This is a genomic window from Kushneria phosphatilytica (genome assembly GCF_008247605.1).
In the GTDB taxonomy this organism is placed as follows: domain Bacteria; phylum Pseudomonadota; class Gammaproteobacteria; order Pseudomonadales; family Halomonadaceae; genus Kushneria; species Kushneria phosphatilytica.
This window is the reverse complement of sequence record NZ_CP043420.1, coordinates 918,135-944,223: the sequence shown is the minus strand read 5'-3', so window position 1 is coordinate 944,223 and position 26,089 is coordinate 918,135. Positions and strand designations below refer to the sequence as shown.

Genomic DNA, 26,089 nt, shown 5'->3' with positions numbered 1-26,089 from the left:
GCGGAGAGGCAGACCAGGATGGGACGCCAGTCTAAACGAAACGGGGGAAGCGCTCAATTCGGACAGTCAATCGATCGGTCAGCGCTCGGTCGAATCCTTCAGTTCCATCGGGGGCGGACCGGATTTGACCGTCCGGGTCACGATATAGGTGAAATAACGGCGAATGGCGAGGCCGCTGATCAACCACTGATCGATCAGTCGCTGATACTGATCAATATCAAGCGCCTCGACACGTACCAGGTAGTCCACGCCACCGCCTACGGCCACGCATTCGGTGACCTCCGGCGTTTCCCGCATGGTGCGCTCGAACCGTTCGAAGACATCGAGCCCATGATGATCGAGTTCGACCTGAATCCATACCGGAGTGCGACGCACCTGCACCCTGGGGTTGATGCGGGCGCTGTAGCCTTCGATGATGCCGGCCTTCTCCAGACGTCTGACACGCTCCCAGCAGGGGCTGACCGAGAGATTGATCGACTCGGCCAGCCGCGACTTGGTAATGCGCCCATCGCGCGACAGGATGGAGAGAATTTGCAGATCAAAGCGATCGAGTTTCACAAGGCCTCACAGCAGTTCGGGGCATCCATGCCCGAGGAAGACGCCGGGGCACCTTGCGCCAGGCTATCGCCCGATGCCTGTTCCCCCGGCAGGGCTCAGCGCTCGAGCGTCTCCACTACCTCACCGATCACCACGATGGTATCACCCATGTCGACCCGTGCCGGAAACCGACGGGCCAGTACCATGCCGTCACGACCGGCCCGATATTCCACCGGCTCGACGCCGGTACGTGTCATATCATGAATACGCGCCACCACTTCCCCCTGACGCACCAGACCACCCAGTGCACAGGTCATCTCCAGCAGACCGGCATGCTCGCTCTGCACATAACAGGAAGCATCCGGCATCTCGACAAAGGTTTGTCTGGCCGGTCGTTGAAGTTCGCCCTCGGTGATCCCGGCAAAGATCAGGAAATTGCGAACGCCACGCTCACTGATCTCCATGCTCGCAGGGGTTGAGGTGCCGCCACCACCCAGTTCGGTAGTGACCAGTATCTTGCCCTGGTTTTCCACCACGGTGTCATAGAGCGCTGCAGCATCAAGTTCATACATCATGATGGCCGTACCCGCACCAAAATCGATCGCCCCTTGCAGGCTGCGACGTTCCTGATCACGATCCTCCAGTCGATGCGCAGCGGCAAAGGGAAGAATATCGAGGGTACGTCCACCGGAGTGCAGATCGAGCGCATAATCGCACATTGGCACCAGATAGCGGGTGAAGTAGTCAGCAATCTGCTTCGTCGGCCCGCCATCGGGATCACCGGGAAAGCTGCGATTGAGATTGCCGCGGTCCATTGGAGACGTGCGCCTGCCCGCCTGTGCAGCCGGCTGATTCATCATTGGCACGATAATGACCCGGCCCCTGACCTCGTCCGCTCGCAGTGATCCGGACAGTTTCAGCAGCGCAGTAATGCCTTCGTACTCATCCCCATGATTACCACCGGTCAACAGTGCCGTGGGGCCGTCACCGTTTTTCACCACAGTGACCGGAATCATGACCGCGCCCCAGGCGGACTCATCATGGGAGACCGGCAGTTTGAGAAAACCGTGCTGGACACCATCGGCATCGAAATCGACCGTGGCGGAAATCGGACTGGCACGCATACGAACTCCTTTTCGGACAGTTCACCACCGCTGAAGACGTCATTCGGAGTGAGGCAGGTCACCATTCCCCGAGACGATCACTTCACGAACAGCTGGCGAGGAAATTCACACAGGGTTTCGGCACCCTGTTCGGTGATCAGAATGGACTCGGTAATCTCCAGCCCCCACTCATCCATCCACATGCCGGGCATGAAATGAAAGGTCATGCCTGGTTCAAGAATGGTTTCATCACTGGGGCGCAGACTCATGGTGCGCTCACCCCAGTCCGGTGGATAACTGATACCAATCGGATAGCCGCAGCGCGCGCCGCCCCGATCAAAGCCATATTTGTCCATCGCCGCCCCCAGGGCCATGGCGATATCACAGCAGCGATTGCCGGGTCGGGCCACTTCGAGCCCGTTTTCGATGCCCTCCAGCAGTGCCGATTCGCCCCGGAGGAATTCGCGCGAAGGCCGACCCAGGAAAATGGTTCGTGACAGTGGCGCATGGTAACGCTTGTAGCAGCCGGCAATCTCGAAAAACGTCCCCTCCCCTTTTCGGAAAGGCGTGTCATCCCAGGTCAGATGCGGCGCGGCAGCATCAGCGCCGGTCGGCAGCAACGGTACGATGGCAGGATAATCGCCGCCGTAGCCATCGGCCCCTTCGACACCCGCACGATAGATTTCGGCCACCAGTCGATTTTTTGGCAGTCCGGGTTCGATCATGTCGAGAATCGAGGCGTGCATCTCATCGACGATGCGGGCCGCCCGACGCATGTAGGTGATTTCAGTGGGCGATTTGATGGCGCGACACCAGTTCACCAGCGCCGTGGCATCCTGTAAATGCGCCTCCGGCAGATGCTCGCGCAAGCTGGTATAGGCCCGAGCGGAAAAATAGTAATTATCCATTTCCACGCCGATGTTGCCGCGATGCCAATCCCACTGCGGCAGAATCGACTGGGCGAGATAGTCCATCGGATGCATTTCGGGATTCTGGACATAGTAATCCGGATACCAGGCAACGTGCGTTTCAGGATCCATCCAGCAGGTGCGGATCGCTCCATTGCCATCCTGACGACGGCCATACCAGACCGGATCACCGGACAGGCCAATCAGTACGCACTGATGAACGTAGAATGACCAGCCATCGTAGCCGGTCAGCCACGCCATGTTGGAAGGGTCGGAGACGATCAGAACGTCCAGTTCGGCACGAGCCATCGAGGCCCGCACTCGCGCCAGCCGCTGCGCGTACTCCTCGCGGGTAAAGGGCAGAGAGGGAATCGTCATCGACTTTTGCTCGATTTTCATGGCACTCGGGTTCGGAACATTCAGCCTGATGGCCGTCTGTCCCGGGGTGACAACATCCGGGTTTCGCGCGCCAGAGGCGTGGAATCAATCCCGCGCCGCGATCACGATATGATGAGCATGTCGTAACTCGCCGGCCGACCATGATCGGATTGTTATTACACTCCAACCCGAGTCTGCACCGATGCTCGCTACCGGGTCAAAAGCTTTCCAGCTCGGCACGCCGCATTATTTCACTGACCGGGCCCAGCACCTGCCCTGTCCAGGTATAGTTAAAGTTTTCAGGCATTTTTCCGATGACCTTCGTTGAACAACACCTGTTTGGCCGTACTGCACTGCTTCATTACCACCGGCATCGGCATCCACAGGTATCTGGCCATTCGGAGAATCATCATGTCGCAAGCCCTTGCCCCGTCCAGAGAACACCTGGAGTCACTGTGGAATGCCATCAATCGCACTCACGCCGTCATCGAGTTTGACCTGGAAGGCCATGTACTGCATGCCAACGAGCTCTTTCTGGAGGCAACAGGCTACCGGCTGGCAGCGATCATCGGCCGCCACCATCGCCTGTTCTGCGACAACGACTATGCAGACAGCGAAGAGTACCGCCGCTTCTGGAAAAAACTCTCGAGTGGCGAGTTCGTTTCAGGCGAGTTCAAGCGACTGGACAGCCATGGCCGTGATATCTGGTTGCAGGCGAGCTACAACCCCATATTTGATGCAGATGGCAACCTGACCCGCGTGGCCAAGTTTGCCACCGACATTACCGAAGAGAAGCGGCGCCACCTGGAATACGAAGGCAAACTCAATGCCATTGATCGTGCTCAGGCGGTCATCGAATTCGATCTCAAGGGCAACATCCTTTCCGCCAATCGCAATTTTCTCGACACCCTGGGCTACCAGCCCGATGAAATCCTCGGGCAACATCACCGTATGTTCTGCACTCAGGAACATGTCATCAGCAGCGAATATCGTGACTTCTGGCTGGCCCTGGCGCGCGGTGAGTTTTTTGCCGGCCGCTTCATGCGCCTGGGCAAATTCGGTCGCAAGGTCTGGATTCAGGCCACCTACAACCCGATCCTCGACAACGATGGTCAGCCTTACAAGGTGGTCAAGTTTGCCACCGACATCACCGCCCAGGTGGAACTGGAACAGCATATCCAGGCGCAGTCGGAGGCTATGAGCGTATCGATTCATCAGCTCAATGCCTCAATCGGTTCAATTGCCGAAAACACCCGTTTGACTCGTGAATTGGCACGAACCACCCGACGTGATGCGGAAACCGGCACCCATGCCCTGCAGGAGTCCACGCAAGCGATGGCCGCCATTCAGAAATCGGCCGAAGACATCGAGGAAATCGTGGGCGTTATTGGCGAGATTGCCTCGCAGACCAATCTGCTGGCCTTCAATGCCGCCATTGAAGCTGCCCGTGCAGGCGAGCATGGCCTCGGTTTCTCGGTAGTCGCCGATGAAGTGCGCAAGCTGGCGGAAAAATCCGCTGAAGCAACACGCCAGATCAATCGTCTGCTGGCCGAATCCATCAAGCGTATCGACAGCGGCAATGACATTTCACGCCGCGCACGCGAGGCCTTCGGCCGGATTGCCGAAGGCGTGGAACAGACCACCGATTCGATCGAAGAGATCGCCACCACAACCGAAGCCCAGCTGAGCACTGCCGATCACGTCGATCAATTGATCCGCCAGCTCACCAAAGCGACCGAAAACGCCGATCAGCAGCGCAGGCATCAATCCGGCAGCAAGAGTGCAGCGGCATGAGCGAGCGCATTTTCGGTATTCTCGATCTTGATGGCAGTGATATTGCCCTGGATGCCTGCCACCTGCTGGAAGTGACTGCATTGCCGAAAACCCTTGCGCCAAGACCATTGGCGCCGGCCTGGTCACTGGGCAGCTTCGCGCTGCGCGGAGCGCTGATCCCCACGGTTGATCTGGCACGTCTATTGGCGCTCGATCATGATGATGCCCCCCGCCCGACCGGCGACCATGTTGCCATCGTCGGCTTTCGCGGTGGTCGTTTCGGCTTGCGCGTTCACAACGTCCGCGATGTGGTGACTATCGAGGATCACCAATTGCAGACCCTGGGTGCCAGTCGGAACACACCCGATACGCTCACGCCTCGGGTGTTTATCCATCCCGATGAACAGCGTCCGATCCATGTACTCGAGCTGGAGGCACTATTCAGACTGGATGGCATGATGCTTACCTTCGATGACGCCGCCTGTGAGGGACCAACGGCTGAGGAGGTCGCCGCCGTGGAGCTGCCGCCGGATCGACACCGGGCGCTGATCGTCGAGCACGGCACGCTTCGCCTGGCAATAGATGCTGCGGTCGTTCGGGAGGTGGCCGAATACGGCCCGCTCTCTGCACCGGTGACGCGTGTCAGCGGCTATCTGGGCAACCAGATACTGCGTCAGAACACCATCCCGGTGTTCGATCCCGCTATCCTGCTGGGTCATCGCAGCGCATCACCGGTAGCGCAACGCATCGTGATTCTCGAAGGCCCCCGCGGTCTCATCGCACTGGGCATTACCCGCATCGAGCGCATGGTGGATTACAGTGACGCAGCATGTCGTCCCCTGGCGGGGGACGAGGCCGAGGCAGACTGCATCCGTGGCCTGTTGAGCTCACCGGGACTGGATGACGCTCTACTGATCGATCACAAGGCACTGTTGGAAGAAGCCACCCTGAGCGGGCTGGCCGATATTCATGCCTCGTTGAGCCTCACTTCAGGAAAGGTCAGCGAAGAACGGCAATGGCAGCGTTTTGCCTTCATCAGTTATACCGCCGGAGGACAGTACGTCACTCCACTCAATCAGATTGATGCCGTACTGCCACTACCGGAGAAGATAACGCCGCTGAGTGGCGATGGTCCGTTCACGGGGACGTTTCGCCGTCTGGAGCGGACGGTGTCTCTGATCGATCTGCGCCAACTGCTCGGGCGCAGTACGGAAGCCGCCCCAGGGCAGGTGCTGGTGGTCAACCATGGCGACAGCGCGATCGGCTTCATGATCGATGAAGTACGTCTGATCGACTATATCGACGCCCCGGCCGATAGCCTGGTCATCCGCTGGCGTGGTGACAGGCGCGCTGACGCATCGGCCCTTGAAAGCTCCAAGCGACTGATTGCCATCGGTGAAAAGGAGCGTCTGCGCATTCTCACCGTGCTCTGTCTCGAAAACCTGGCCTCCAGGCTGTCCCGGGATATGTCCCTGAGCTGCGATCTGGACGCCCTGGCCCGGGTCTGACCTGGCCCACCCGGGCCGGGTGATTCGGGCAAAAAGCACTGGCAGAGCGTGCCGCTCTCTGGGATCATCGCGGCGCGCCGCCGACATGCCCGCTCACTCGTTTCAGGAACGTCGCTCATGATTCGCACCTTCATCCTTGAGCACCAGAGCATTCAGGAACTCTCCGACGCGCCTCTGAGCGATCGGCTTTCGCGTGCGACCTGGATCGATGCCCATGAAGCGGATGAGGAAGAACGCGAAGCTCTCAACGCCTTTCTCGCCGATGAATTGCCGGCCAGTACCGATGTCGAGGAGATCGAATCTTCGGCGCGCTATTTCGCCGACGCTGACGGCGTCCATGTGCACTCGCTGTTTCTTTCCCGCAGTGAAGGCAAACACAGCAATGCCACGGTCGCCTTCATCCTTCAGCCTCAACGACTGATCACCCTGCGTGAGGATGATCTGGCGGACTTCCGCCTGCTGCGACTGCGCGCCAGGCATGGTCAGATCGAAGTCGACTCACCACCGGCACTGATGGTGACTGTCTTCGAACAGAAAGCGGAAAATCTGGCCGATAGCGTCGAAGACATGCACCGGGACCTTGAGCAGGTCAGCCATCTGGTACTGGAAGAGGAAGATTCCGATCTCGAAGACGCCATCGATCGACTCGCCATGGTCGAGGATAGCGTCGGCAAGATTCGTCTTTGCCTGATGGACACCCAGCGCTCCCTGCACTTCCTGTTGCGCCATCTGCGGCGTCACCCCGAGCTTCAGGAACAGGCCCGCGAAGTATTACAGGATGTGGATGCCCTGATGTCGCATACCACTTTCCTGTCGGACAAGGTGAACTTCCTGATGGACACCACCCAGGGCTTCATCAACATCCAGCAGAACCAGATCATCAAGATATTCTCTATTGCTTCGGTGGTTTTCCTGCCGCCGACCATGATTGCCAGCATCTACGGCATGAATTTCGATGTCATGCCTGAACTGCACTGGCCCCTGGGTTATCCGCTGGCAATCGGTGTGATGTTCCTCTCCGGGCTTTCACCCTATTTGTACTTCAAGCATCGCGGCTGGCTGTAGCCAAACAGGCTGCAATGACTCGGCCGACATAACCGTGCCAGGATAGCCTTTAAAAGCATGACTGACACGAGATAACGATGCTGATTCTGATCCACGCTCCCGATGCCGAGCAGTGGCGTGCCGAGCTGGCACGCCATTTGCCTGAAGCCACCCTTCGCACCACTGCGCAGGACGGTGAACAGCCGGCGGACTATCTGGTGGTCTGGCAACCGCCGCAGTCACTGTTCAAGGCTCAGGACAAGCGTCTGCGGGCCATCCTCAATACCGGCGCCGGTGTCGACGCTCTGCTCGACAACCCTGCCCTTCCTCGAAACGTGCCTCTGGTGCGCCTGCGTGATGCCGGCATGGGAGACGCCATGGGCGATTATCTGCTCTATGGCCTGCTGCATTTTCACCGCGGCATGGATCACTACCAGCACCAGCAGCGCGAACAGTGCTGGCAGGAACAGCCGCTGGAAGAGAAAAGCCGCTGGCCGGTCGGTATCGTGGGCCTGGGCACCCTGGGTCAGGTCGTTGCCCGACGAATACAAGCGCTGGGCTATCCGGTCCAGGGCTGGAGTCGCTCGGCCAAAACATTCGACGATCTCACCAGCTACCATGGTGATGAAGGTCTGAATCAGTTGCTGGAGAGCTCACGGGTCATTTTCAGTCTGCTGCCAAACACCCCACAGACCCGGGATCTGCTTGATCACGAGCGGCTTGGCCGGTTGCCCAGGAGCGCAGTAGTCATCAATGCCGGACGCGGCAGCAGTCTGGTACTGGAAGACCTGCAGGCGTTACTGGATACAGGACATCTGCGCGGCGCCCTGCTGGATGTTTTCCCCGAAGAACCGCTACCCGCCGATCACCCACTCTGGCAACACCCTCGGGTATTGATCACGCCACATGTGGCGGCACCCACGCCGATCGCTCCCGCTGCGCAGCAGATCGCCGAGGCAATCGCTGCACTGGAGCGCGGGGATACGGTGGAAACCGTGGACCCGGAGCGCGGCTACTGAAGCCGCGCAGCCATCATCGTTACAGCAGCGCGATGAACTGCTTCAACCAGGCGGGGTGAGCGGTCCAGACCGGGGCGGTGACCAGCTTGCCACAGGTGACGGCCTCTTCCAGCCCGATATCGGCATACTTCCCCCCGGCCAGACGCACATCCGGCGCACAGGCAGGATAAGCAGAGACCCGCCGCCCCTTGAGTGATACAGCCGAAGCCAGAATCTGAGCGCCGTGGCAGAGGACTGCCATGGGTTTGTCAGCCTCGAAGAAGGCGCGCGTGATCGCCAGTACGCGCTCATCGATGCGCAGATATTCCGGTGCCCGGCCGCCGGGTATCACCAGGGCATCGAAGTGCTCGGCTTCAACACTGTTAAAGTCGGCATTGAGGCGAAACCTGTGGCCCGGCTTTTCGGTATAGGTCTGTTCAGCACCGAAGTCATGAATGGCTGTCTGAACAGTATCGCCTGCCTGTTTGTCCGGACAGACGGCAAGAACCTCATGGCCAATCGCCTGCAGGGCCTGAAACGGCACCATGGCTTCATAATCTTCTACATAATCACCGACCAGCATCAGGATGCGCGACATGGTGCTCTCCCTGGCAATAAAGAGGAAATGGCGAATAACGACATTCATGTGGCACAAGCCAACGCTCTCCAGCATAGCAGGCCATGACTGTTTGCCATGCCAACCCCGTCGTGCTCGCCGATTTTCGCCTGTCAATCGGGCAGTTCTCTGCGGCGTTCTCGGGCTACTGTCCTTTTGCGCCTCAACCTCCCGTGCCGATGCATCAAGGAGCGATCCGGTCCCCTTTCGGGCCGGTTATCACCTGAATGTGGCGAGCTGGCCGGATGCCAATGTCACCCATACACTCGCACGCGACGAAGATGGCTGGCGCGCCACGCTGCACGCTTCAATCCGGATTGCCACCGGCTACGAATTCAGTCGTTTTCGCCTTGGCGATCAGAATCGGATCAAACCATGGCAGTTTTACAGTCGTTACCGGCTGTTCGGTTTTGGTGATGACTACCGACTGGATGCCAAAGCGATGATGCAACTGCCGGATCGTGAAAGCGCGCTGTTTCAGTGGAGCCGTGCAGCATTCCGGCAACACTGTCGAAGGCCCGAGGCGCCCTGTATGCTTGACTGGCTTGATCATCGTGGTCGGCCCCGACATCTCCAGTGGCATATCATCGGTGACAGCACGCTACCAACACCGGCAGGTGTATTGGCCACTCGACATGTCGAGGCTTGGGACCCGGATAAACCGACGCGGCAACTGCATTTTTACTTCTCGCCGCACTATCCTGGTCTGCTGGTACAGGTCGAAGTGTTCGACAGAGGCACGCGTACGGCAAGACTACAGCTGATGTCGCTGACAGTTTTCCCCGAGCCGGCCACGGTACATTAACCCCGTCCCATTTATCCCGCTGGAGTCGCGCTGGAGTGCTGATCGGTCTGCTACTACTGCTGTTACCACTGATCCTGGGCTATCTGGTGGTGCTGAATGACGAACGCTGGCGCACTCTGGTGTCGCGTAGCGTCGGCGCGACCATTCACTTCATTCTCCTGCTGATGGGGCTCTCCCTGGCGGGGCTGGATGATCTTGCCAGTCAGTTTTCGCGCATGGGGGTTCAGGCCCTGGTACTGTTTGCGCTGACCGCCTCGCTCAATCTGAGCGCCCTGGCGCTGCTCGATCGATGGCGACATCGACGTCAGAGCCCGGCCACCGGTAACGACTCATCTGGTGGCGCCCTGACTGTATCGCTATTGGACGGTGGTCGACTGATCGGCGTCGTCGGACTGGGTGTAGCGCTGGGTCTGCTCTGGCCACAACTGACCATGCATGCCGATCGGGCCACCGAGATGGCGCTTTACGTGCTGCTTGGACTGATCGGCATCCAGCTGCGTAACGCCGGCGTTGCGTTGCACAGTATTGTGCTCAATCGATTTGGGCTGGCCATCGCCATGACACTGGCAGGCAGCTCGCTGCTGGCGGGGCTGCTCGTTTCTCCGCTACTGGACTGGCCCTGGGCACAGGGTCTGGCCATGTCGGCAGGTTTTGGGTGGTATTCGCTATCGGCTGTCGTCATCGGAGATCAGCTGGGGCCGGCGCTGGGCGGTGTTGCGCTATTCAACGACCTTGGCCGTGAACTGCTGGCCATGCTGCTGATCCCCCTGCTGACAAGACAGCGTCCTGCGATGGGCGTGGGCTATGCCGGGGCCACTGCCATGGATGTCACCCTGCCGATGATTCAGCGTGCTGGCGGCCTGGAGCGGGTCCCACTGGCCCTGGTCAGCGGGTTTCTACTCTCGCTCGCCGCGCCACCCATCATGCTGACTGTACTGGCACTGGGCTCCGGCACCTGAAACACGGTATGTCCGGTCCCTGCAGGGCCAGCAGATCCACTATCCCTCACGCCTGCCAGGCGACGATGGGCTGCGTCACTTAAATAATGACATTGCGTGCCTCCCTGCCTGATAACCTGTCATACTCATGGTCATGACTCGCGTGGCGAATTCTTCACGCTATATCAGCGAGGATTCGCGGCCGTAACACGAATAATGAGGTCAGGGATGGCACCATCTTCTGTTGATCGAATGCCCCACATTGCCGAAATGCTGATCCGGGATATCCTGGCCGGGCACTATCAACCCGGCGATTTCATTCCTCGCGAACTGGATCTGTGCCAACAGTTCGACCTGAGTCGAAATGTGGTGCGACGCCAGCTCTCGATGCTGGTGGACGGTGGCATTATCGAACGTATTTCCGGCCATGGTTCCCGTGTTCTTCCCTGGCAATCATGGAATATTCTTGATCCGGTAGTGACTGACTGGATCGCGCGATTCGCCGCTCCCAATCAGGAAATCCTGAAGGAAATTCTGGTTTTTCGCCTTTCGGTAGAGCCCTTCGTCGCCATGACAGCCGCACAGCAGGCAACGGCTCATGATCTGGTCGCCATCGAAGAGGCCTGGAACGCGCTCTATCGGGATTTCTATGCAAGCCCCGATGGCCCTCCCCGCCATATGCACAATGACCATGACGTGGCCTTCCATGTCGCCATCTATCGCGCGACACACAACGTGGTATGGTCACGTCTTTCGCATGTCCTGCGTCCTTCGATTCAGCTGGTGGTCGTGGAATCCAACACCAGTACGCCCAATCCTGAAGAGAGCCTGGACCGTCACCGTGCCCTGATGGAGAGTATTCGTATGCGCCAGCCAGGCCAGGCTTTCGAAGCCGCCCGGGAAGTCCTGCGTGGTACGGCCATGGCACTGGGCATGGATACCGCTCAGGAACCTCTCCCTCAGGACATGGCAGGCGCATGGATCATGTCATCGTCCCCATAATCTCATCCGTATCACCTGAATGACCGTCGCTGTCGGGCAACTACCACCTGATGGCGCTGGTGTCACGTTCCACTCATCCCATTATCGACTTTAGTTTCTTTTACCAAAGTTTACTCCTGTTTTCTCTTCTCTTTTTGCCTCCCCCTTCCTTACTGAAGCCATCCTTCAACCTCATGTTTTACTGGCACTTTGTGCACTCAAACAGTACGGCACATGCACTACTGGCCATCGTGTTAGTGCTAACATGTACGACATAATGCAACTAATGTTCAATAAACCCGCCAGCGCGCTTCAGTCATAAATGATCAAACCGGCGCACGCCTGCAAGCGAAGTGACTGAACAACAGATTCAGATCGACATCATGTCTTTCTGATCATGTCTTTTTTCAGGTGTGCCGGAGTGGGTATTTGCCCTGAATTGACGACTTTCGAATGGGCCACACAAAATCCATCAGGATTTACGAAGCGCCAGCAACCGGGCAGATATCATAGCGAAATTCAGTGAGGCAAATGACTGCCTCGAGGGAGTCGATTCCCATGTATAAATCGCTTGCCTGCGTCTCCATTGCCAGCCTTGTTGCCTTTTCCGGGGTCTCTATTGCAACCGAAACCGGCACCAGCGGCCATGAGACTTCAATGAAATCAGACATGCAGCATCAAAGTGATATCAGCATTTCCAACTTCGGCAAACTACCCAATGGACAGGAAATAAAGCGGTATCAACTGACCAATAATAATGGCATGGAAGTTTCCATTCTAACCTATGGCGGTATCGTGCAATCCATTCGGGTACCGGACAAGAATGGGCACTTCGATGATATCGCTCTGGGCTACGATACGCTGCAGGGTTATCTCGATGATCAACAGAAAAATCATACCTATTTTGGTGCTCTGATCGGCCGCTATGCCAATCGACTGGCCGGTGGCCGATTCACCCTCGATGGCAGCCAGTATCAGGTACCTGCCAATAACGGCCCCAATGCCCTCCATGGTGGCCCTGAGGGATTCGACACACATGTCTGGAAGGCACATACCATCAAGGGTAACGGCTGGCGAGGGGTAGAACTCAGCACGCTCTCCCCTGATGGCGAGATGGGGTTCCCCGGCGACCTGACCGTTACCGTACGCTATACGCTCAACAACGATAACGAACTGCGTATCCACTATACCGCCATCAGCGATGCCCCGACGGTCATCAATCTGACCAATCATACTTATTTCAATCTTGCCGGCGCTGGCAAAGGCACAGTGCTCGACCAGCTGGCAATGATCAATGCTTCCCACTATACGCCGATGAACGAGCAGCTGATTCCTACCGGGGAGATCGCCACGGTACAGGGCACCCCGATGGATTTCCGGCAGCTCACACCCATCGGGGCACGCATCCATGCTGACCACCCTCAGTTGCATTATGCCGAACCCGACCAGGGTGGCTACGACCTCAACTGGGTGCTCGACAACCCCGGTAAGCCCATGGCGCTTGATGCCCGGGTCATTGATCCGGAATCCGGCCGTCAGGTGGAAATGTATACCACCGAACCGGGCGTACAGTTCTATACCGGTAATTTTCTCAAACAGATCAAGGGCAAGAACGGCAAGACCTATCAGCACTGGGGTGGTTTCACGCTTGAAGCACAGCACTTTCCCGATTCACCCAATCAGCCGGACTTCCCTTCAACACGGCTGAATCCGGGCCAACCCTATACCCAGACCACCATTTTCAAGTTCCTGCCGCTTTGAAGTCGTGACACCCCCTGAAAAGCGACGCCCACCGGAGAACAACATCATGAAAGAGCAGCACCCATCACTGGATGAAGAAACCATGAAGGAAATGGAACCCTCGCGACGCGCCCTGCTCAGGCGAGCAGTAGGCACCGGGGCACTGGCGTCACTTGGCGCCCTCGGACTGGGGATGCCGGGACTGGCTCGGGCAGCAGACGGTGGCGGGGCCGGCAACTTTCCCGAACATCCGAAATGGAAGTTCGTTTTCGTCAATCACGTCACCACCAATCCGTTCTTTGTCGCCACCCAGTACGGCATCGAGGACGCCTGTGCCCTGTTGGGTTGCACCTATCAGTGGACCGGATCGCAGAAGTCGATCGCCAGTGAAATGGTCAATTCGATCAATGCTGCCATTGCCGGCGGGGCTGACGGGCTGGCCATTGCCCTGGTCGACCCGAATGCCTTCAACAACCCTGTCGATCGCGCCCTGCAGGCCGGTATACCGGTTATTTCCTACAACGCGGATGTCGACAACCATCGGCTGGCCTATGTCGGTCAGGATCTGTTTCTGGCCGGCAAGGCATTGGGCGCACGTATCGCCTCCATGGTGGACGGGGGAGAAGTTGCCGGTTTCATCGCCACACCCGGGCAGCTCAATATTCAGCCTCGACTCGATGGTGCCAAAGAGGCCATCAAGGAATCCGGCAAAAATATTCAGCTACGTGAAGTCGCTACCGGCCCTACCGTTAACGAGGAGGTTTCCCGGGTCGAGTCCTGGTATCTGGGCCACAAGGACGTCAAGGCCATGTTTGCTGTCGATGCGGGTAGCACCATGGCTGTCGGCAAGCTGATGCAAAAGCACAATCTGCATGAGCAGGGCGTCAGGGCCGGGGGCCTCGACATGCTGCCTGGCACTCTGGATGCCATCAAGGCCGGCGCCATGGACTTCACTATCGATCAACAGCCTTATCTGCAGGGGTTCTACACCGTACTCGAACTCTTCCTGTTCAAGCTGTCGGGTGGACTGACCGGTCCGGCCAACATCAATACCGGTCTGAAGTTCGTCACCCAGGAGAGCGTCCAGCCCTATCTCGATACCAAAACCCGGTTCGAAGGCAACAGCCGACAGCCTCAACTGGTCAAGCGCTCCGGCCCCATTACGGTTGAATAACGCATGACGACATCCGATCACCAGAATGCAGACAGCCGGTCCACCCAGGGGCCGGCAGCCACAAAAGGCAAGGTCGGTGGCTTCTCCGGGGTAGGCCGTAAAATGGCACAGTGGCGTGAAGCCAGCATCCTGCTGGCAGCCATTGTACTGGTCATCTACTTCCAGGCGACGTCTCCGGCCTTTTTGACCATCAACAACATTGGAGTGCTTTCGCAGTTCGCAACGGCGGTCGCCATCATCGCCGCCGGCGAAGTCATGGTACTGATCTGCGGTGAGCTGGACCTATCGGTGGGTCAGGTCTATGCCCTCACCCCCTTCGTCATGTACTTCGCCCAGCAGGCGGGACTGCCACTGGGCATTGCCATCGTGCTGGGACTGGTAGTTGCAGCGCTGATCGGGCTGATCAACGGGCTGATCACTATCGGCCTGGGCGTCTCCTCCTTCGTGACGACACTGGGCATGCTGTTCTTTATCCAGGGCCTGACACTGACCATCTCCGGGGGGTTCCCGGTACAGCCCGAGGCAGGTGATTTCTGGACGGCTGTTCTGGGCGGTAACGTTTTCGGGGCGCTGATCTGGATGGCAGCCATAGCGCTGATCTTTCAGTTCATTTTGTTTCGCACCCGCTGGGGGCTGCACACCATCGCCACGGGTGGTAACCCGCTGGGCGCCTCACAGATCGGTATTCGTACCGGGCGAATCAAGATCGGCAACTTCATGCTGTGCAGCATGCTGGGCGGCCTGGCCGGCATCCTTGATGCCTTCCGTATCGGTTCCATAGACCCTCTTTCGGGGGGCACCGAAATCATGTTCATGGCCATTGCCTCGGCTGTCATCGGGGGCACGCTGCTCTCCGGCGGCTCGGGAACGGTCATTGGTGCGCTACTGGGCGCCCTGGTACTGGCCATTCTCAAGGATGGCTTCACCATCTCCGGGGTCAGCGCCTACACCTTCGACATGATCCTCGGTCTGGCCATCGTGATCACCATGATCATGAACGTGCACCTCAGTCGCCTGCGGGCAAGGGGAAAAACATGACAGCGGCTACTCATTCGGCCGGCAATGATATCCTGCGCGGCGAGAACCTCTCCAAAAGCTTCGGCCAGGTCACAGCCCTTTCCGATGTTTCCTTCCGACTGCAGCGCGGGGAGGTACTGGCGCTGCTGGGAGACAACGGTGCCGGCAAGTCGACGCTGATGAAGATTCTTACGGGGTTTCACCGCCCTTCCAGCGGAACGCTCTACTTCGATGGTCAGCCGGTCGAATTCGGCTCCGTCACACATGCTCGGCGGATAGGGATCGAACCGGTCTATCAGGATCTGGCACTGATCAATGAGCTGAGCGTCTTTCGCAACATGTTCCTCAAACGCGAGATTCTGCGTGGTGGGCCGCTGCGCCTGCTCAACGATGCAGCCATGCGCGAGAAGGCGGATGCCCAGCTGCGCGAGATCGGCATTCGGCTCCCCTCGGTGGACGTGCCAATCTCCAAGCTATCCGGCGGGCAGCGTCAGGCCATTGCCGTTGCCCGATCGGTCTACTCGGACAATGTCAAGGTGCTGCTACTCGATGAGCCCACTGCGGCCATGGGGGTGCGCGAGAGCAAACAGATTCTTGATCTGATTCGTCGACTCAAGGAAACCTCCGATCTGGCAGTCATCATCGTGGCACACAACTATGCCCAGATCTTCGATGTCTGTGACCGAATCAACCTGCTTCAGCATGGCAGCATCACCTTTGACCGGGCGACCGCTGATACCTCGATCCAGGAGCTGACCGATATCGTGGTCAATTCCTATCGCAACGTCGATCAGGCCGCTTCAGCCTGAGCCTTCCATACGCCAGCCCGGGCTGGCGTATACCACCAAGGTCCATGTTGAACACCAGCCGATTATGTCAGACATTCAAAAAATGACTCCAGCCTGGTAATCCCGTAACCGGATCACCCTCCCACATGACGGATCCTTCCAATACATCGGCCTTCCTGCGCTCTCGTCGCTGGTTCGACAATCCCGATAACCCGGGCATGACAGCACTTTACGTCGAGCGCTACATGAACAGTGGGATCACCCTGGAAGAACTGCAGTCCGGCAAGCCAGTTATCGGCATCGCTCAGACCGGCAGCGATCTTGTGCCCTGCAATCGCCACCATCTGGAACTGGCCAGGCGCGTACGAGAGGGTATTCGCGACGCTGGCGGCATTCCCATGGAATTCCCGGTGCATCCGCTGGCCGAACAGGGACGGCGACCAACCGCCGCGCTGGATCGCAATCTCGCCTATCTCGGGCTGGTCGAGATCCTGCACGGTTATCCACTCGATGGCGTGGTCCTGCTGACCGGCTGTGACAAGACCACACCGGCCTGTCTGATGGCAGCGGCCACGGTCAATATCCCGGCCATCGTGCTCTCGGGCGGCCCCATGCTCAACGGCTGGTGGCAGGGTCAGCTGGCCGGTTCCGGCACAACCATCTGGGAGGCCCGCAAGCGCCATGCGGCCGGCGAGATCGATTATCGGGAGTTCATGCAGATGGTCGCCTCATCGTCTCCCTCGATCGGCCACTGCAATACCATGGGCACAGCGCTGTCGATGAACGCGCTGGCAGAAGTGATCGGCATGTCGCTGCCGGGCTGTGCCGCCATTCCTGCCCCCTACCGCGAACGAGGCTGGATGGCCCATGCGACCGGCAAGCGTATCGTTGAGATGGTGCATGAAAACCTGCGCCCCTCGGATATCATGACTCGTGAAGCCTTCGAGAATGCCGTGATTGCCGCCTCGGCGCTGGGCGGCTCATCGAATTGCCCTATTCACATGATCGCCATCGCCCGTCATATGGGTGTGGATCACACGCTTGATGACTGGCATCGGCTGGGCCGTCATATCCCCTTGCTGGTCGACTGTCAGCCGGCCGGTCGTTATCTGGGGGAAGCCTTCTACCGAGCCGGCGGCGTACCCGGAGTACTGCGTGAATTGCTGAGTGCAGGCGTACTCAAGCCGCAGGCCCGAACGGTCACCGGTCGGACTCTGGGCGAGAATCTGGCTAACGTCAGCGAGCCTGATCATGATGTGATTCGCTCTTACAGCGAGCCATTGCGGGAATCTGCCGGTTATGTGGTGCTCAGCGGTAACCTGTTCGACAGCGCCATCATGAAGACCAGTGTCATCGACACGGAATTTCGGGCACGCTTTCTTTGTGATCCCGAACAACCAGGCGTATTCACCTGTAACGCCGTGGTATTCGAAGGACCCGAGGATTATCACGCTCGTATCGATGATCCCGGACTCGGAATCGACGAGCACTCACTGTTGGTGATTCGCAATAGCGGGCCGATCGGCTACCCGGGCGGCGCCGAGGTGGTCAACATGCAGCCACCGGCCGCACTCCTCAAACGTGGCATCACCGTTCTGCCCACCATGGGAGATGGACGCCAAAGTGGCACTTCGGCCAGCCCCTCGATTCTCAATGTGTCACCTGAAGCCGCCAGGGGAGGCAATCTGGCCCTACTGGAGACCGGTGACCGGGTCCGAGTCGATCTCAGCGAGTATCGCGTCGATGTGCTGATCAGCGACGAGGTACTCGCCCTTCGCCGCAGCCAGTGGACGCCCGCCATTGCGCCCAGTCAGAGCCCCTGGCAGGAGCTCCATCGCCGTACGGTCGGCCAGCACGGTCAGGGCGCCTGCATGGAACCGGCAACGGAATTTATTCGTATCATCGAGACTCATGGCGAGGCGCGCGATAATCACTGACCCAACACCGACATGTCCTGCCTCCGGAAGCGCCGGATTGAGCGGTAGCATGTCGCCTGAGGTTCGCTACGCTTTCGCGTAGTGTTCAATCCGGACAAGGATCGATTGATGAGTTCTCCCATACGTATCGGCATTACCGGCGTAGGCAAGATCGCCCGTGATCAGCATCTCCCGGCGCTTGAACGTAATGAGCGTTTCGAACTGATCGCCAGTGCCAGCCGTAACGCCAATATTAATGGCATCAGGAGTTTCGACACGCTTGATGCCATGCTGGAGGGGGCGCCCGAGCTTGATGCCGTCTCGCTGTGCACGCCTCCCCAGGTTCGCTATCGACAAGCCTGTGCGGCGATCAATGCCGGCCGACACGTCTTTCTGGAGAAACCTCCCGGAGTGACACTCAGCGAGGTCGAAGACCTGGCTGAGCGGGCCCGACAGACTGGCGTTACCCTTTTTGCCAGCTGGCATGCCCGTGAAGCTGCCGCGGTGGAACGCGCACGGGAATGGCTTGGCAGTGCCGCCATACGCCATGTCGACGTACAGTGGCGCGAAGATGTACGCACCTGGCATCCCGGCCAACAATGGGTCTGGCAGCCTGGTGGACTGGGGGTTTTCGATCCCGGCATCAATGCCCTGTCGATCATGACCCGCATCCTGCCGAACGAGTTCTTTCTTGAACGCGCCCGGCTGGAGGTACCGGAGAACTGCCAGGCCCCCATCGCGGCCGAACTGGATTTCACCGATGCCGGTGAAACGCCCATTCATGCCGATTTTGACTGGCGGCAGACTGGCCCACAGACCTGGCAGATCACCGTGGAAACCGAAAGAGGCACGCTATTGCTCGAGGAAGGGGGCAGCCGGCTGAGTATTGATGGCGAGATACTGATTGACGGCGAAGATGTCGAGTATGCAGGACTCTATCGGCGCTTCGCCGAGCTGATCGATGCGGGACAAAGTGAGGTCGATGTGCGTCCTTTCCGTCATGTGGCAGATGCTTTCATGCTTGCCGAGCGTATCGTGGTTGCGCCCTTTGATGAATAGCTCGTCCGAACCTGATCAACCTCGGACTTTCGTTACGACCCGGGCAGAGACAGTGCGCTCTGCTTACCTCAATTCTCATGGACAAGGACAACATCATGGCTTCTGAAAATGCGCGCTATCCCAGTCTGAGCAATAAAACCGTTTTCATCACCGGGGGCGGTAGCGGCATCGGTGCGGCCCTCACTCGCGCCTTCTGCCAGCAGGGGGCTCGCGTGGTCTTTATCGATATCGCCGAAGAGCCCAGCCGACAGCTGGTCAACGATCTGGAGCGCGAAACCGGCAACGCGCCGCATTTCGAGCCCTGCGATATTCGCGATATCAAGGCCCTGCAGGAGGTCATCGCGCGGGTGGAACAGGAACACGGCCCGATCGGTGTACTGGTCAACAATGCAGCACGTGACGATCGTCACGACTGGCGGGAGGTGACGCCGGAATACTGGGACGAGCGCATGGCCATCAATCTGCGTCCGCAGTTCTTCGCCATTCAGGCCGTCGCGCCGCAGATGGAACGACTGGGTGGAGGCTCGATCATCAACTTCGGTTCGATCAGCTGGAAGCTCGCCCAGGGCAACATGCCGGGCTATACCACCGCCAAGGCTGCCGTGCACGGCCTGACGCGCACCATGGCGCGAGATCTGGGCGCCTCCGGCATCAGGGTCAATACCGTTATTCCGGGTTGTATCATGACCGAGCGTCAGAAGGAGCTGTGGATTTCACCTGAGGATCTCGACAACATCCTTGCGCATCAGTGTCTGAAGACCGAGCTGACACCGGAACATGTTGCCCCTACGGTGCTCTTTCTGGCCGCCGATGACAGCGCACAGTGCAGCGCCCAGGAGTACGTTATCGACGGCGGTTGGTGCTGAGTTTCAGTCAACATTGCCTCCCATCAGCCGCAGTGTGCCGAGAATCAGCCCATCGTGAATTGCCAGCGATACGCTGATTTCCAGCGCTGCGGCCAGTGGCAGCAGACTCCATTTCGGCAAACGCCAGCCAAGCAGGAAGCCGATCATGGCAAACAGGGTATCCTCCAGTGAATTGAGAATGCTGTCACCACTATAATGGGGCCCCTGAGATGAGCGATTGATAACTTCGATAATCCAGGGCGCATTCTCCATTATCTCCCAGATGGCACTACTGAGCAGTGCCATCATGGCCCGCTCATACAGCCGCCAGCCAGGGCGCATCAAAGTCAGGAGTGTGTACACCCCCATACCGAAGATCACATGCAGCAGCGAATACCAGTCGGCAAACTGCTGGGCATTTCGCGCCGGATCCAGTTGTCCCTGCCAGAGGTGGATTTCTCCACACGGACAGAAGTAACTGCGTCCCATCAGACGCAGCCAGAGCAGCTGAATGACAGGCACGGTCGCAATACCCGCGATACGCTGTACAGTAATCCTTCTGCTCATGTTGGCATGCTCGAAATGACCTGCTCATAAGCGGCATCAGCGGGCCGGGATCGGGCCAAGGCCCATTCCATCAGCCCGGCGGTGCCCTGCTCTGACCTGTCGTGGCAGTTGGGTGGGCGTTCGGATCGAGCCCCTGCCAGGCTCGGATTCTGCACTGTTACGGAAAATACCATGTCTCATCTCGCGCTGATCTGCCCGCCATACGCCAGTCACCTGCGGGTATTCGAGAGCCTGGCAGAGCAACTGGTTGCCCGCGGGCATGTCGTAACGTTCATACTGCCCATAGGTGCAACACTTCGCCTGCAGCATCCGAACATTGAGGTGTGCCTGCTCGAGGCCTCCCCCGCACTTGCCGGACGGCCTATTGCCGGCCTGAAAAGGCGCTTGACCCCAGCTCTGATCCAAACGGTTGGCGATCTGACAGAACGCACCGACAGACTCTGTCAGCAAGCACCCGGACTACTCAGGGAGCGCAATGTGGATATCGTGCTGGGCGATCAGATGGAGGCCGGGGCAGGACTGGTCGCCGCGCATCTGCAACTGCCGCTGGTCTCGATTGCCTCGGCGCTTCCCATCGACCGTGATACCGGCATTCCCCCTCCCTGGCTTGGCTGGCGCCATGATCCTACTGCCAGGGGCGAGGAGCATAACCGCGTCGCCGAGAACATCTCACGCTGGCTGATGCGACGTCATAATCGTGCCATCGCTCACTGGGCCAGACAGTGGGGATTGCCCCCGCGTTTCGAACTGCATGACTGTATTTCCCAACTGCAGTGCATTACCCAGACCGTACCGGGCCTGGACTTCCCCCGAACGTCACAAAGCGCTCATCTGGTGCCCGTCGGCCCGCTTCGCTCTTCCATGGATGAGATATCTTCGCCCGTACTTGATGCTTCCATTGACCCTGCACGACCGCTGATCTATGCCTCACTGGGGACATTGCAAGGCCACCGCCTGGATATTTTCAGGTTGCTGGCGCGAGCCTGTCGCCGTCTTGATGTGCAATTGATCATTTCACACTGCGGCTGCCTGACACCTCACCAGGCCGCCACGGTCGATGCCACCCGAGTCGTGGCCCATATCCCACAACGGGATCTGCTTGCTCACTGTGATGTCTGCATCAGTCACGGCGGCCTCAATACGGTATTGGATGCACTGAGCGCCGCTGTGCCAATACTGGCCATTCCACTGGCTTACGATCAACCAGGTGTTGCCGCACGTCTTGTACACCATGAGCTGGGGTTGCAGCTCAAGCCTCAAAACCTGACCGTCGCCCGCCTGACTTCGGCACTGGAACACCTGCTGACGGCGCCGAACTATCGTCGACAAGCATTGACCCTCAGCGAGGAGATCGCTTCGGCTGGAGGAGCCATGCGTGCAGTCGAACATATCGAACGCACCCTGTACTTCCAGGGCAGCAGCGACGCTCGGGAAGGGTTTGATGAGGTCCTCTCTCGCGACACCTGTGCAGTTTTGCTCGAGACTCCCCACACCCCCTCCAGGCATGGCTGTCCCTGATCACGGGATTCCTGGCACCGCCCGCCAACCACAGCAATGATTGCACTGCTACCGAGCCCGAATTACGCGGATCGTGCGACTTCTGCCACCAAAGTTCATGTTGAACATTCAGCAGTTATGTTCAACATGAATTCAGTTTCGTCAGACCTTCCTGTCCACTGAAACCCCGGAGTCACCATGACTTCTTCATCCGCAATTTCCGATGATCGCAAGGCCATGCCGGTCGTCTACGTAATTGGCGCCATTGCTGCCCTCGCCGGCCTTTTGTTCGGCATGGATATCGGTGTCATATCCGGGGCCCTGCCCTTTATCGAGCAAGAGTTCCACATCAGCGACCAGACCCAGGAGATCATCGTCAGTTCGATGATGTTCGGGGCTGCCTTCGGCGCTGCCGGGGGCGGTTTCTTCTCACGCCGTTTCGGTCGCAAGCTGACCCTGGCCATCAGCGGCATCATCTTCATCGCCGGGGCCCTGACCTCGGCACTGGCATGGTCCCCCGAGGCACTGATCGGCGCCCGGATCGTGCTCGGCGTCGCCGTAGGTATCTCGTCCTACATCGCACCCATCTATCTTTCGGAAATCGCTCCCGAGCGTATTCGTGGCACCCTGATCTCGTTTTATCAGCTGATGATCATGGGCGGCATTCTGGTGGCCTATCTTTCCAACGCTGCCTTCAGCTATTCCGGTGGCTGGCGCTGGATGCTCGGCGTAATAGCCATTCCCGCTGTACTACTGGTACTGGGCATGATCGTCCTGCCGCGCAGCCCGCGCTGGCTGGCCAGCAGTCATCGCGATGAAGAAGCCAGACGTGTACTGATGCGCCTGCGCGGCCATGATCGTGAACAGGTGGATACCGAGATGGGACGCATCCGCGAAAGTCTCAACGTCAGCGATGCAGGCTGGAAGCTGTTCCGCTCGAACACCAACTTCCGGCGATCGGTCGGACTGGGCATGGTGCTGCAGTTCATGCAGCAGTTCACCGGTGCCAACGTGATTCTTTACTATGCCCCACGAATTCTGGAGCTGGCAGGCTACGACAGTGCCTCACAACAACTCTGGGGAACCGTCATTATCGGGCTGGTCATGACACTGGCCACGTTCATTGCCATCGGCTTCGTGGATCGCGTCGGACGTAAACCGTTGCTGTATATCGGGTTTACCGTGATGGGGACCTGCATGGTGCTGCTCGGTGTTCTCTACGAATACGGTCTGGCCAGTACCTTCGCCAAATATTTTGCGCTCTCGCTGCTGGGGCTCTTCGTGATCAGCTATGCCATGTCGGCAGCCCCCATGGTGTGGATCCTGTGCTCCGAGATTCAGCCGCTCAAGGGACGGGATTTCGGCGTTGCCTGCTCGACGGTAACCAACTGGGTAGCCAACATGATCATTGGGGCCACCTTCCTGACCTTGCTCAACACCCTGGGCAATGCCCATACCTTCTGGCTTTATGCGGGCCTGAACTTCCTGTTCATTCTCCTCACTCTGGCGCTGCTACCGGAAACGAAGGGCATCTCACTGGAGAACATTGAACGGAACCTGATGGCTGGCCGTGCATTGCGACGAATCGGTCGTTGACCGAAGTGATGCTTCTGTCGTCATTATTGTGTCACGGTGGGCCGATCACACGACCCGCCGCATATCTGCCCTGATACCCGATGTCGGCCAAGGGCACGGGTTTGTTTCAAGGAAACCGTATTCATGCAAGCCATCGACCCCCGGACCTGTCTGCCCGATGATCTGGACGAAGCGACGCTGGTCGGCCGTGTCTGGCGGGGAGCCCCGATCGGCGGCCCCGCTATAGTGACCGTTCGCAACGGCCATCTCCATGATATTACCGCGCATGCGTCTACCATGGCCGACCTGCTCGAGCACGACGATCTTCATGAGCTGGTTCATACCGCCCCCGGCGAGGATCTGGGCCCCCTGTTGCCCTGGCTTGAGCGTTCGATCGATGCCAGCCCGCACACCGAGCGGCTGCTGGCGCCCTGTGACCTGCAGATGGTCAAGGCGTGTGGCGTCACCTTTGCCGTCAGTCTGCTGGAACGGGTTATCGAGGAGCAGGCCGGTGGTGACCCGGGCAAGGCACGCGAGATCCGCGAGCAGTTGCATGCCCTGATCGGCAGCGACCTGTCGAGCATTACACCAGGCTCCGAGGCAGCCATGACGCTCAAGCGTGAGCTGCAGGAACGTGGTCAGTGGTCGCAGTATCTCGAAGTGGGTATCGGCCCTGATGCGGAAGTCTTCTCCAAAACGCCCCCCATGGCGTCAGTCGGCTTCGGTGCTGCTGTCGGCCTGCATCCCGCCTCACGCTGGAACAATCCCGAACCCGAAATCGTGCTGGCGGTTGACTCCCGTGGCCGTGCGCGCGGCGCGACCCTGGGCAATGATGTCAATCTGCGCGACATGGAAGGACGCAGTGCCCTGCTGCTGGGCAAGGCCAAGGACAACAATGGCTCCAGTGCGATCGGCCCCTTCATTCGTCTGTTCGATTATCGCTATACCATCGACGATGTGCGCAAGGAGAGTGTGCACATGCGTATTGAAGGCGAGGATGATGATTTTGTCATTGAGGGCGCCAGCCACATGAGCGAGATCAGTCGCGACCCCATGAACCTGGTCGAACAGACGATCGGTAGCCACCACCAGTATCCCGACGGATTCATGCTGTTTCTGGGTACCATGTTCTCTCCAACCGACGATCGCGATGGCGAAGGTCAGGGCTTCACCCATCACGTCAACGACCGGGTCACCATTTCCTCCCCCAGGCTGGGTGCGCTGATCAACCGGGTCGATCGCAGCGACGCCATTGCCCCCTGGACAATGGGGGTGCGCGCACTCTATCGCCATCTGATACAGCGTTTTCCCCCGCCCTCCGGCGCAGCCGAGTTCTGACAGCCGCACGGGGGAGGCTGTTGCTCCAGCGCGACAACACCCATACTCAGCTGTCACAATAAACGCCTTCAAGGCAAACATCGGAGAGCACCATGCTGGAGCAGCACGTACCCCTGCGCATGATCCTTGGCGAAGGTCCGGTGTGGGACGGCCAGCTGGGGCGGCTGTTCTGGGTCGATATTACCTCGGGCGCCCTCTATCGGCTCAATCCGGAAACCGGGGAGCACAGGGTTTTTCATGTCGACGAAGCGCTGGCCTGTGTCGCCGTCCATCCGGCAGGCGGCTTTCTGGCAGGACTGCGCTCAGGTCTCTGGCGACTCGACGACGAGGCCAACAAGCTGGAACTGCTCGCACCCGGGCCGCAGCAGCCTGAACTGGCATGGTGCAACGATGCCCGCTGTGACCGCCACGGCCGGCTATGGATCGGCACCAAGCATGCCGAAGAGTCTCACCCCGAAGGCGCGCTTTTCAGCTTTCAGGGCGATTTCAGGCATCATCTTGATGGCATCACCATCTCCAATGGTCTGGCCTTCAGCCCTGATGATGCCTGGCTCTACCATGCCGATACGCCGAACAGAATCGTTCATCGTCACCCTTTCGATATCGAACAGGGCAGCATCGGCCCCGGTGAGGTCTTCATTGACCTCAACCAGCTTGATATCGACGGCCATCCCGACGGCGCGGCTGTTGATGAAAACGGCCATTACTGGCTGGCGCTTTATGGTGGCGGCGCCGTGGCGCATTTCGATGAACATGGCAATCTGCTCGAGCGACACCGTTTGATGGCCCCCAACCCGACCAAGGTGACCTTCGGTGACGCTGATCGCTGTACCCTGTATGTCACCACGGCCAACCAGGGGCTGACTGATGAGCAACTGGAGGGCCTGCCCGAATCCGGCTCGCTGTTCTCGATGCGAGTAGAGACCCCGGGTCTGCCCGACCAGCGCTATCAACCCCCCGAAGGATAAAGCAGCGGTTGATGAT

General features: G+C 58.8%; 23 protein-coding genes. 18 read left to right on the top strand and 5 right to left on the bottom strand.

The window, feature by feature from the left end:
• Positions 1–78: 78 nt before the first annotated feature.
• The 3 genes from FY550_RS04115 to doeA all read right to left on the bottom strand — a co-directional run bounded on the left by FY550_RS04115 (position 79) and on the right by doeA (position 2,926).
• Entirely contained in the window at positions 79–558 is a 480-nt protein-coding gene (locus tag FY550_RS04115) for an Lrp/AsnC family transcriptional regulator (protein WP_070975859.1), read from the bottom strand.
• Positions 559–653: 95 nt separating this feature from the next.
• Positions 654–1,661, bottom strand: coding sequence for a N(2)-acetyl-L-2,4-diaminobutanoate deacetylase DoeB (doeB, locus tag FY550_RS04110; RefSeq protein ID WP_070975857.1), 1,008 nt, complete (start codon positions 1,659–1,661; stop codon positions 654–656).
• A gap of 77 nt (positions 1,662–1,738) precedes the next feature.
• Positions 1,739–2,926: an ectoine hydrolase DoeA gene (doeA, locus tag FY550_RS04105; protein ID WP_070976128.1), complete on the bottom strand. Its 1,188-nt coding sequence runs from the start codon at positions 2,924–2,926 to the stop codon at positions 1,739–1,741.
• A 411-nt stretch (positions 2,927–3,337) separates the two neighbouring features.
• On the opposite strand from doeA, the gene FY550_RS04100 reads away from it, so the two are divergent.
• From FY550_RS04100 to FY550_RS04085, 4 genes are all read left to right on the top strand, one after another.
• Positions 3,338–4,720: a methyl-accepting chemotaxis protein gene (locus FY550_RS04100; RefSeq protein WP_084387918.1), complete on the top strand. Its 1,383-nt coding sequence runs from the start codon at positions 3,338–3,340 to the stop codon at positions 4,718–4,720.
• Complete coding sequence (locus tag FY550_RS04095; RefSeq protein WP_070975852.1) at positions 4,717–6,207, top strand: chemotaxis protein CheW; 1,491 nt, start codon at positions 4,717–4,719, stop codon at positions 6,205–6,207. Before FY550_RS04100 ends, FY550_RS04095 begins: the two co-directional genes overlap by 4 nt.
• Positions 6,208–6,324: 117 nt before the next feature.
• On the top strand, positions 6,325–7,272 hold the full coding sequence (gene corA, locus FY550_RS04090; protein ID WP_070975849.1) for a magnesium/cobalt transporter CorA: 948 nt from the start codon (positions 6,325–6,327) through the stop codon (positions 7,270–7,272).
• A gap of 77 nt (positions 7,273–7,349) precedes the next feature.
• Entirely contained in the window at positions 7,350–8,270 is a 921-nt protein-coding gene (locus tag FY550_RS04085; protein ID WP_070975847.1) for a 2-hydroxyacid dehydrogenase, read from the top strand.
• Positions 8,271–8,289: 19 nt separating this feature from the next.
• On the opposite strand, the gene FY550_RS04080 is transcribed toward FY550_RS04085, so the two are convergent.
• On the bottom strand, positions 8,290–8,847 hold the full coding sequence (locus FY550_RS04080) for a DJ-1/PfpI family protein (protein ID WP_070975845.1): 558 nt from the start codon (positions 8,845–8,847) through the stop codon (positions 8,290–8,292).
• 247 nt (positions 8,848–9,094) lie between these two features.
• Here FY550_RS04080 and FY550_RS04075 point away from each other — a divergent pair, with 247 nt between their 5' ends.
• The 10 genes from FY550_RS04075 (at position 9,095) to FY550_RS04030 (ending at position 20,149) form a co-directional block, all read left to right on the top strand.
• The gene (locus FY550_RS04075; protein ID WP_070975842.1) at positions 9,095–9,670 is read left to right on the top strand and encodes a hypothetical protein; all 576 of its coding nucleotides are present in this window, start codon (positions 9,095–9,097) and stop codon (positions 9,668–9,670) included.
• Positions 9,671–9,705: 35 nt separating this feature from the next.
• Positions 9,706–10,629, top strand: a complete 924-nt coding sequence (locus tag FY550_RS04070; protein WP_070975840.1) for a lysine exporter LysO family protein — start codon at positions 9,706–9,708, stop codon at positions 10,627–10,629.
• Positions 10,630–10,836: 207 nt separating this feature from the next.
• The gene (locus FY550_RS04065) at positions 10,837–11,610 is read left to right on the top strand and encodes a FadR/GntR family transcriptional regulator (RefSeq protein WP_199287848.1); all 774 of its coding nucleotides are present in this window, start codon (positions 10,837–10,839) and stop codon (positions 11,608–11,610) included.
• 537 nt (positions 11,611–12,147) lie between these two features.
• Entirely contained in the window at positions 12,148–13,350 is a 1,203-nt protein-coding gene (locus FY550_RS04060) for an aldose epimerase family protein (RefSeq protein ID WP_070975838.1), read from the top strand.
• 46 nt (positions 13,351–13,396) lie between these two features.
• Positions 13,397–14,503 (top strand): sugar ABC transporter substrate-binding protein, encoded by a 1,107-nt coding sequence (locus FY550_RS04055; protein WP_070975835.1) that lies wholly within the window; start codon positions 13,397–13,399, stop codon positions 14,501–14,503.
• A gap of 3 nt (positions 14,504–14,506) precedes the next feature.
• Positions 14,507–15,541 (top strand): ABC transporter permease, encoded by a 1,035-nt coding sequence (locus FY550_RS04050; RefSeq protein ID WP_199287847.1) that lies wholly within the window; start codon positions 14,507–14,509, stop codon positions 15,539–15,541.
• On the top strand, positions 15,538–16,329 hold the full coding sequence (locus tag FY550_RS04045) for an ATP-binding cassette domain-containing protein (protein ID WP_070975830.1): 792 nt from the start codon (positions 15,538–15,540) through the stop codon (positions 16,327–16,329). Before FY550_RS04050 ends, FY550_RS04045 begins: the two co-directional genes overlap by 4 nt.
• Before the next feature lie 125 nt (positions 16,330–16,454).
• Entirely contained in the window at positions 16,455–18,245 is a 1,791-nt protein-coding gene (locus tag FY550_RS04040) for an IlvD/Edd family dehydratase (RefSeq protein WP_070975828.1), read from the top strand.
• Positions 18,246–18,353: 108 nt separating this feature from the next.
• A complete protein-coding gene (locus FY550_RS04035; protein ID WP_070975826.1) occupies positions 18,354–19,283 on the top strand; it encodes a Gfo/Idh/MocA family protein in 930 nt (309 codons plus the stop codon).
• Positions 19,284–19,378: 95 nt separating this feature from the next.
• The gene (locus tag FY550_RS04030; RefSeq protein ID WP_070975824.1) at positions 19,379–20,149 is read left to right on the top strand and encodes an SDR family NAD(P)-dependent oxidoreductase; all 771 of its coding nucleotides are present in this window, start codon (positions 19,379–19,381) and stop codon (positions 20,147–20,149) included.
• 3 nt (positions 20,150–20,152) lie between these two features.
• On the opposite strand, the gene FY550_RS04025 is transcribed toward FY550_RS04030, so the two are convergent.
• Positions 20,153–20,695, bottom strand: coding sequence for a DUF2585 family protein (locus FY550_RS04025; RefSeq protein WP_070975821.1), 543 nt, complete (start codon positions 20,693–20,695; stop codon positions 20,153–20,155).
• A gap of 171 nt (positions 20,696–20,866) precedes the next feature.
• Here FY550_RS04025 and FY550_RS04020 point away from each other — a divergent pair, with 171 nt between their 5' ends.
• The 4 genes from FY550_RS04020 to FY550_RS04005 all read left to right on the top strand — a co-directional run bounded on the left by FY550_RS04020 (position 20,867) and on the right by FY550_RS04005 (position 26,073).
• A complete protein-coding gene (locus tag FY550_RS04020; protein WP_149054374.1) occupies positions 20,867–22,213 on the top strand; it encodes a glycosyltransferase in 1,347 nt (448 codons plus the stop codon).
• A 177-nt stretch (positions 22,214–22,390) separates the two neighbouring features.
• The gene (locus tag FY550_RS04015) at positions 22,391–23,788 is read left to right on the top strand and encodes a sugar porter family MFS transporter (protein WP_070975813.1); all 1,398 of its coding nucleotides are present in this window, start codon (positions 22,391–22,393) and stop codon (positions 23,786–23,788) included.
• 123 nt (positions 23,789–23,911) lie between these two features.
• Entirely contained in the window at positions 23,912–25,105 is a 1,194-nt protein-coding gene (locus FY550_RS04010) for a fumarylacetoacetate hydrolase family protein (RefSeq protein WP_070975810.1), read from the top strand.
• Between the two features lie 92 nt (positions 25,106–25,197).
• On the top strand, positions 25,198–26,073 hold the full coding sequence (locus FY550_RS04005; RefSeq protein ID WP_070975808.1) for an SMP-30/gluconolactonase/LRE family protein: 876 nt from the start codon (positions 25,198–25,200) through the stop codon (positions 26,071–26,073).
• The last annotated feature ends 16 nt before the right edge of the window (positions 26,074–26,089 follow it).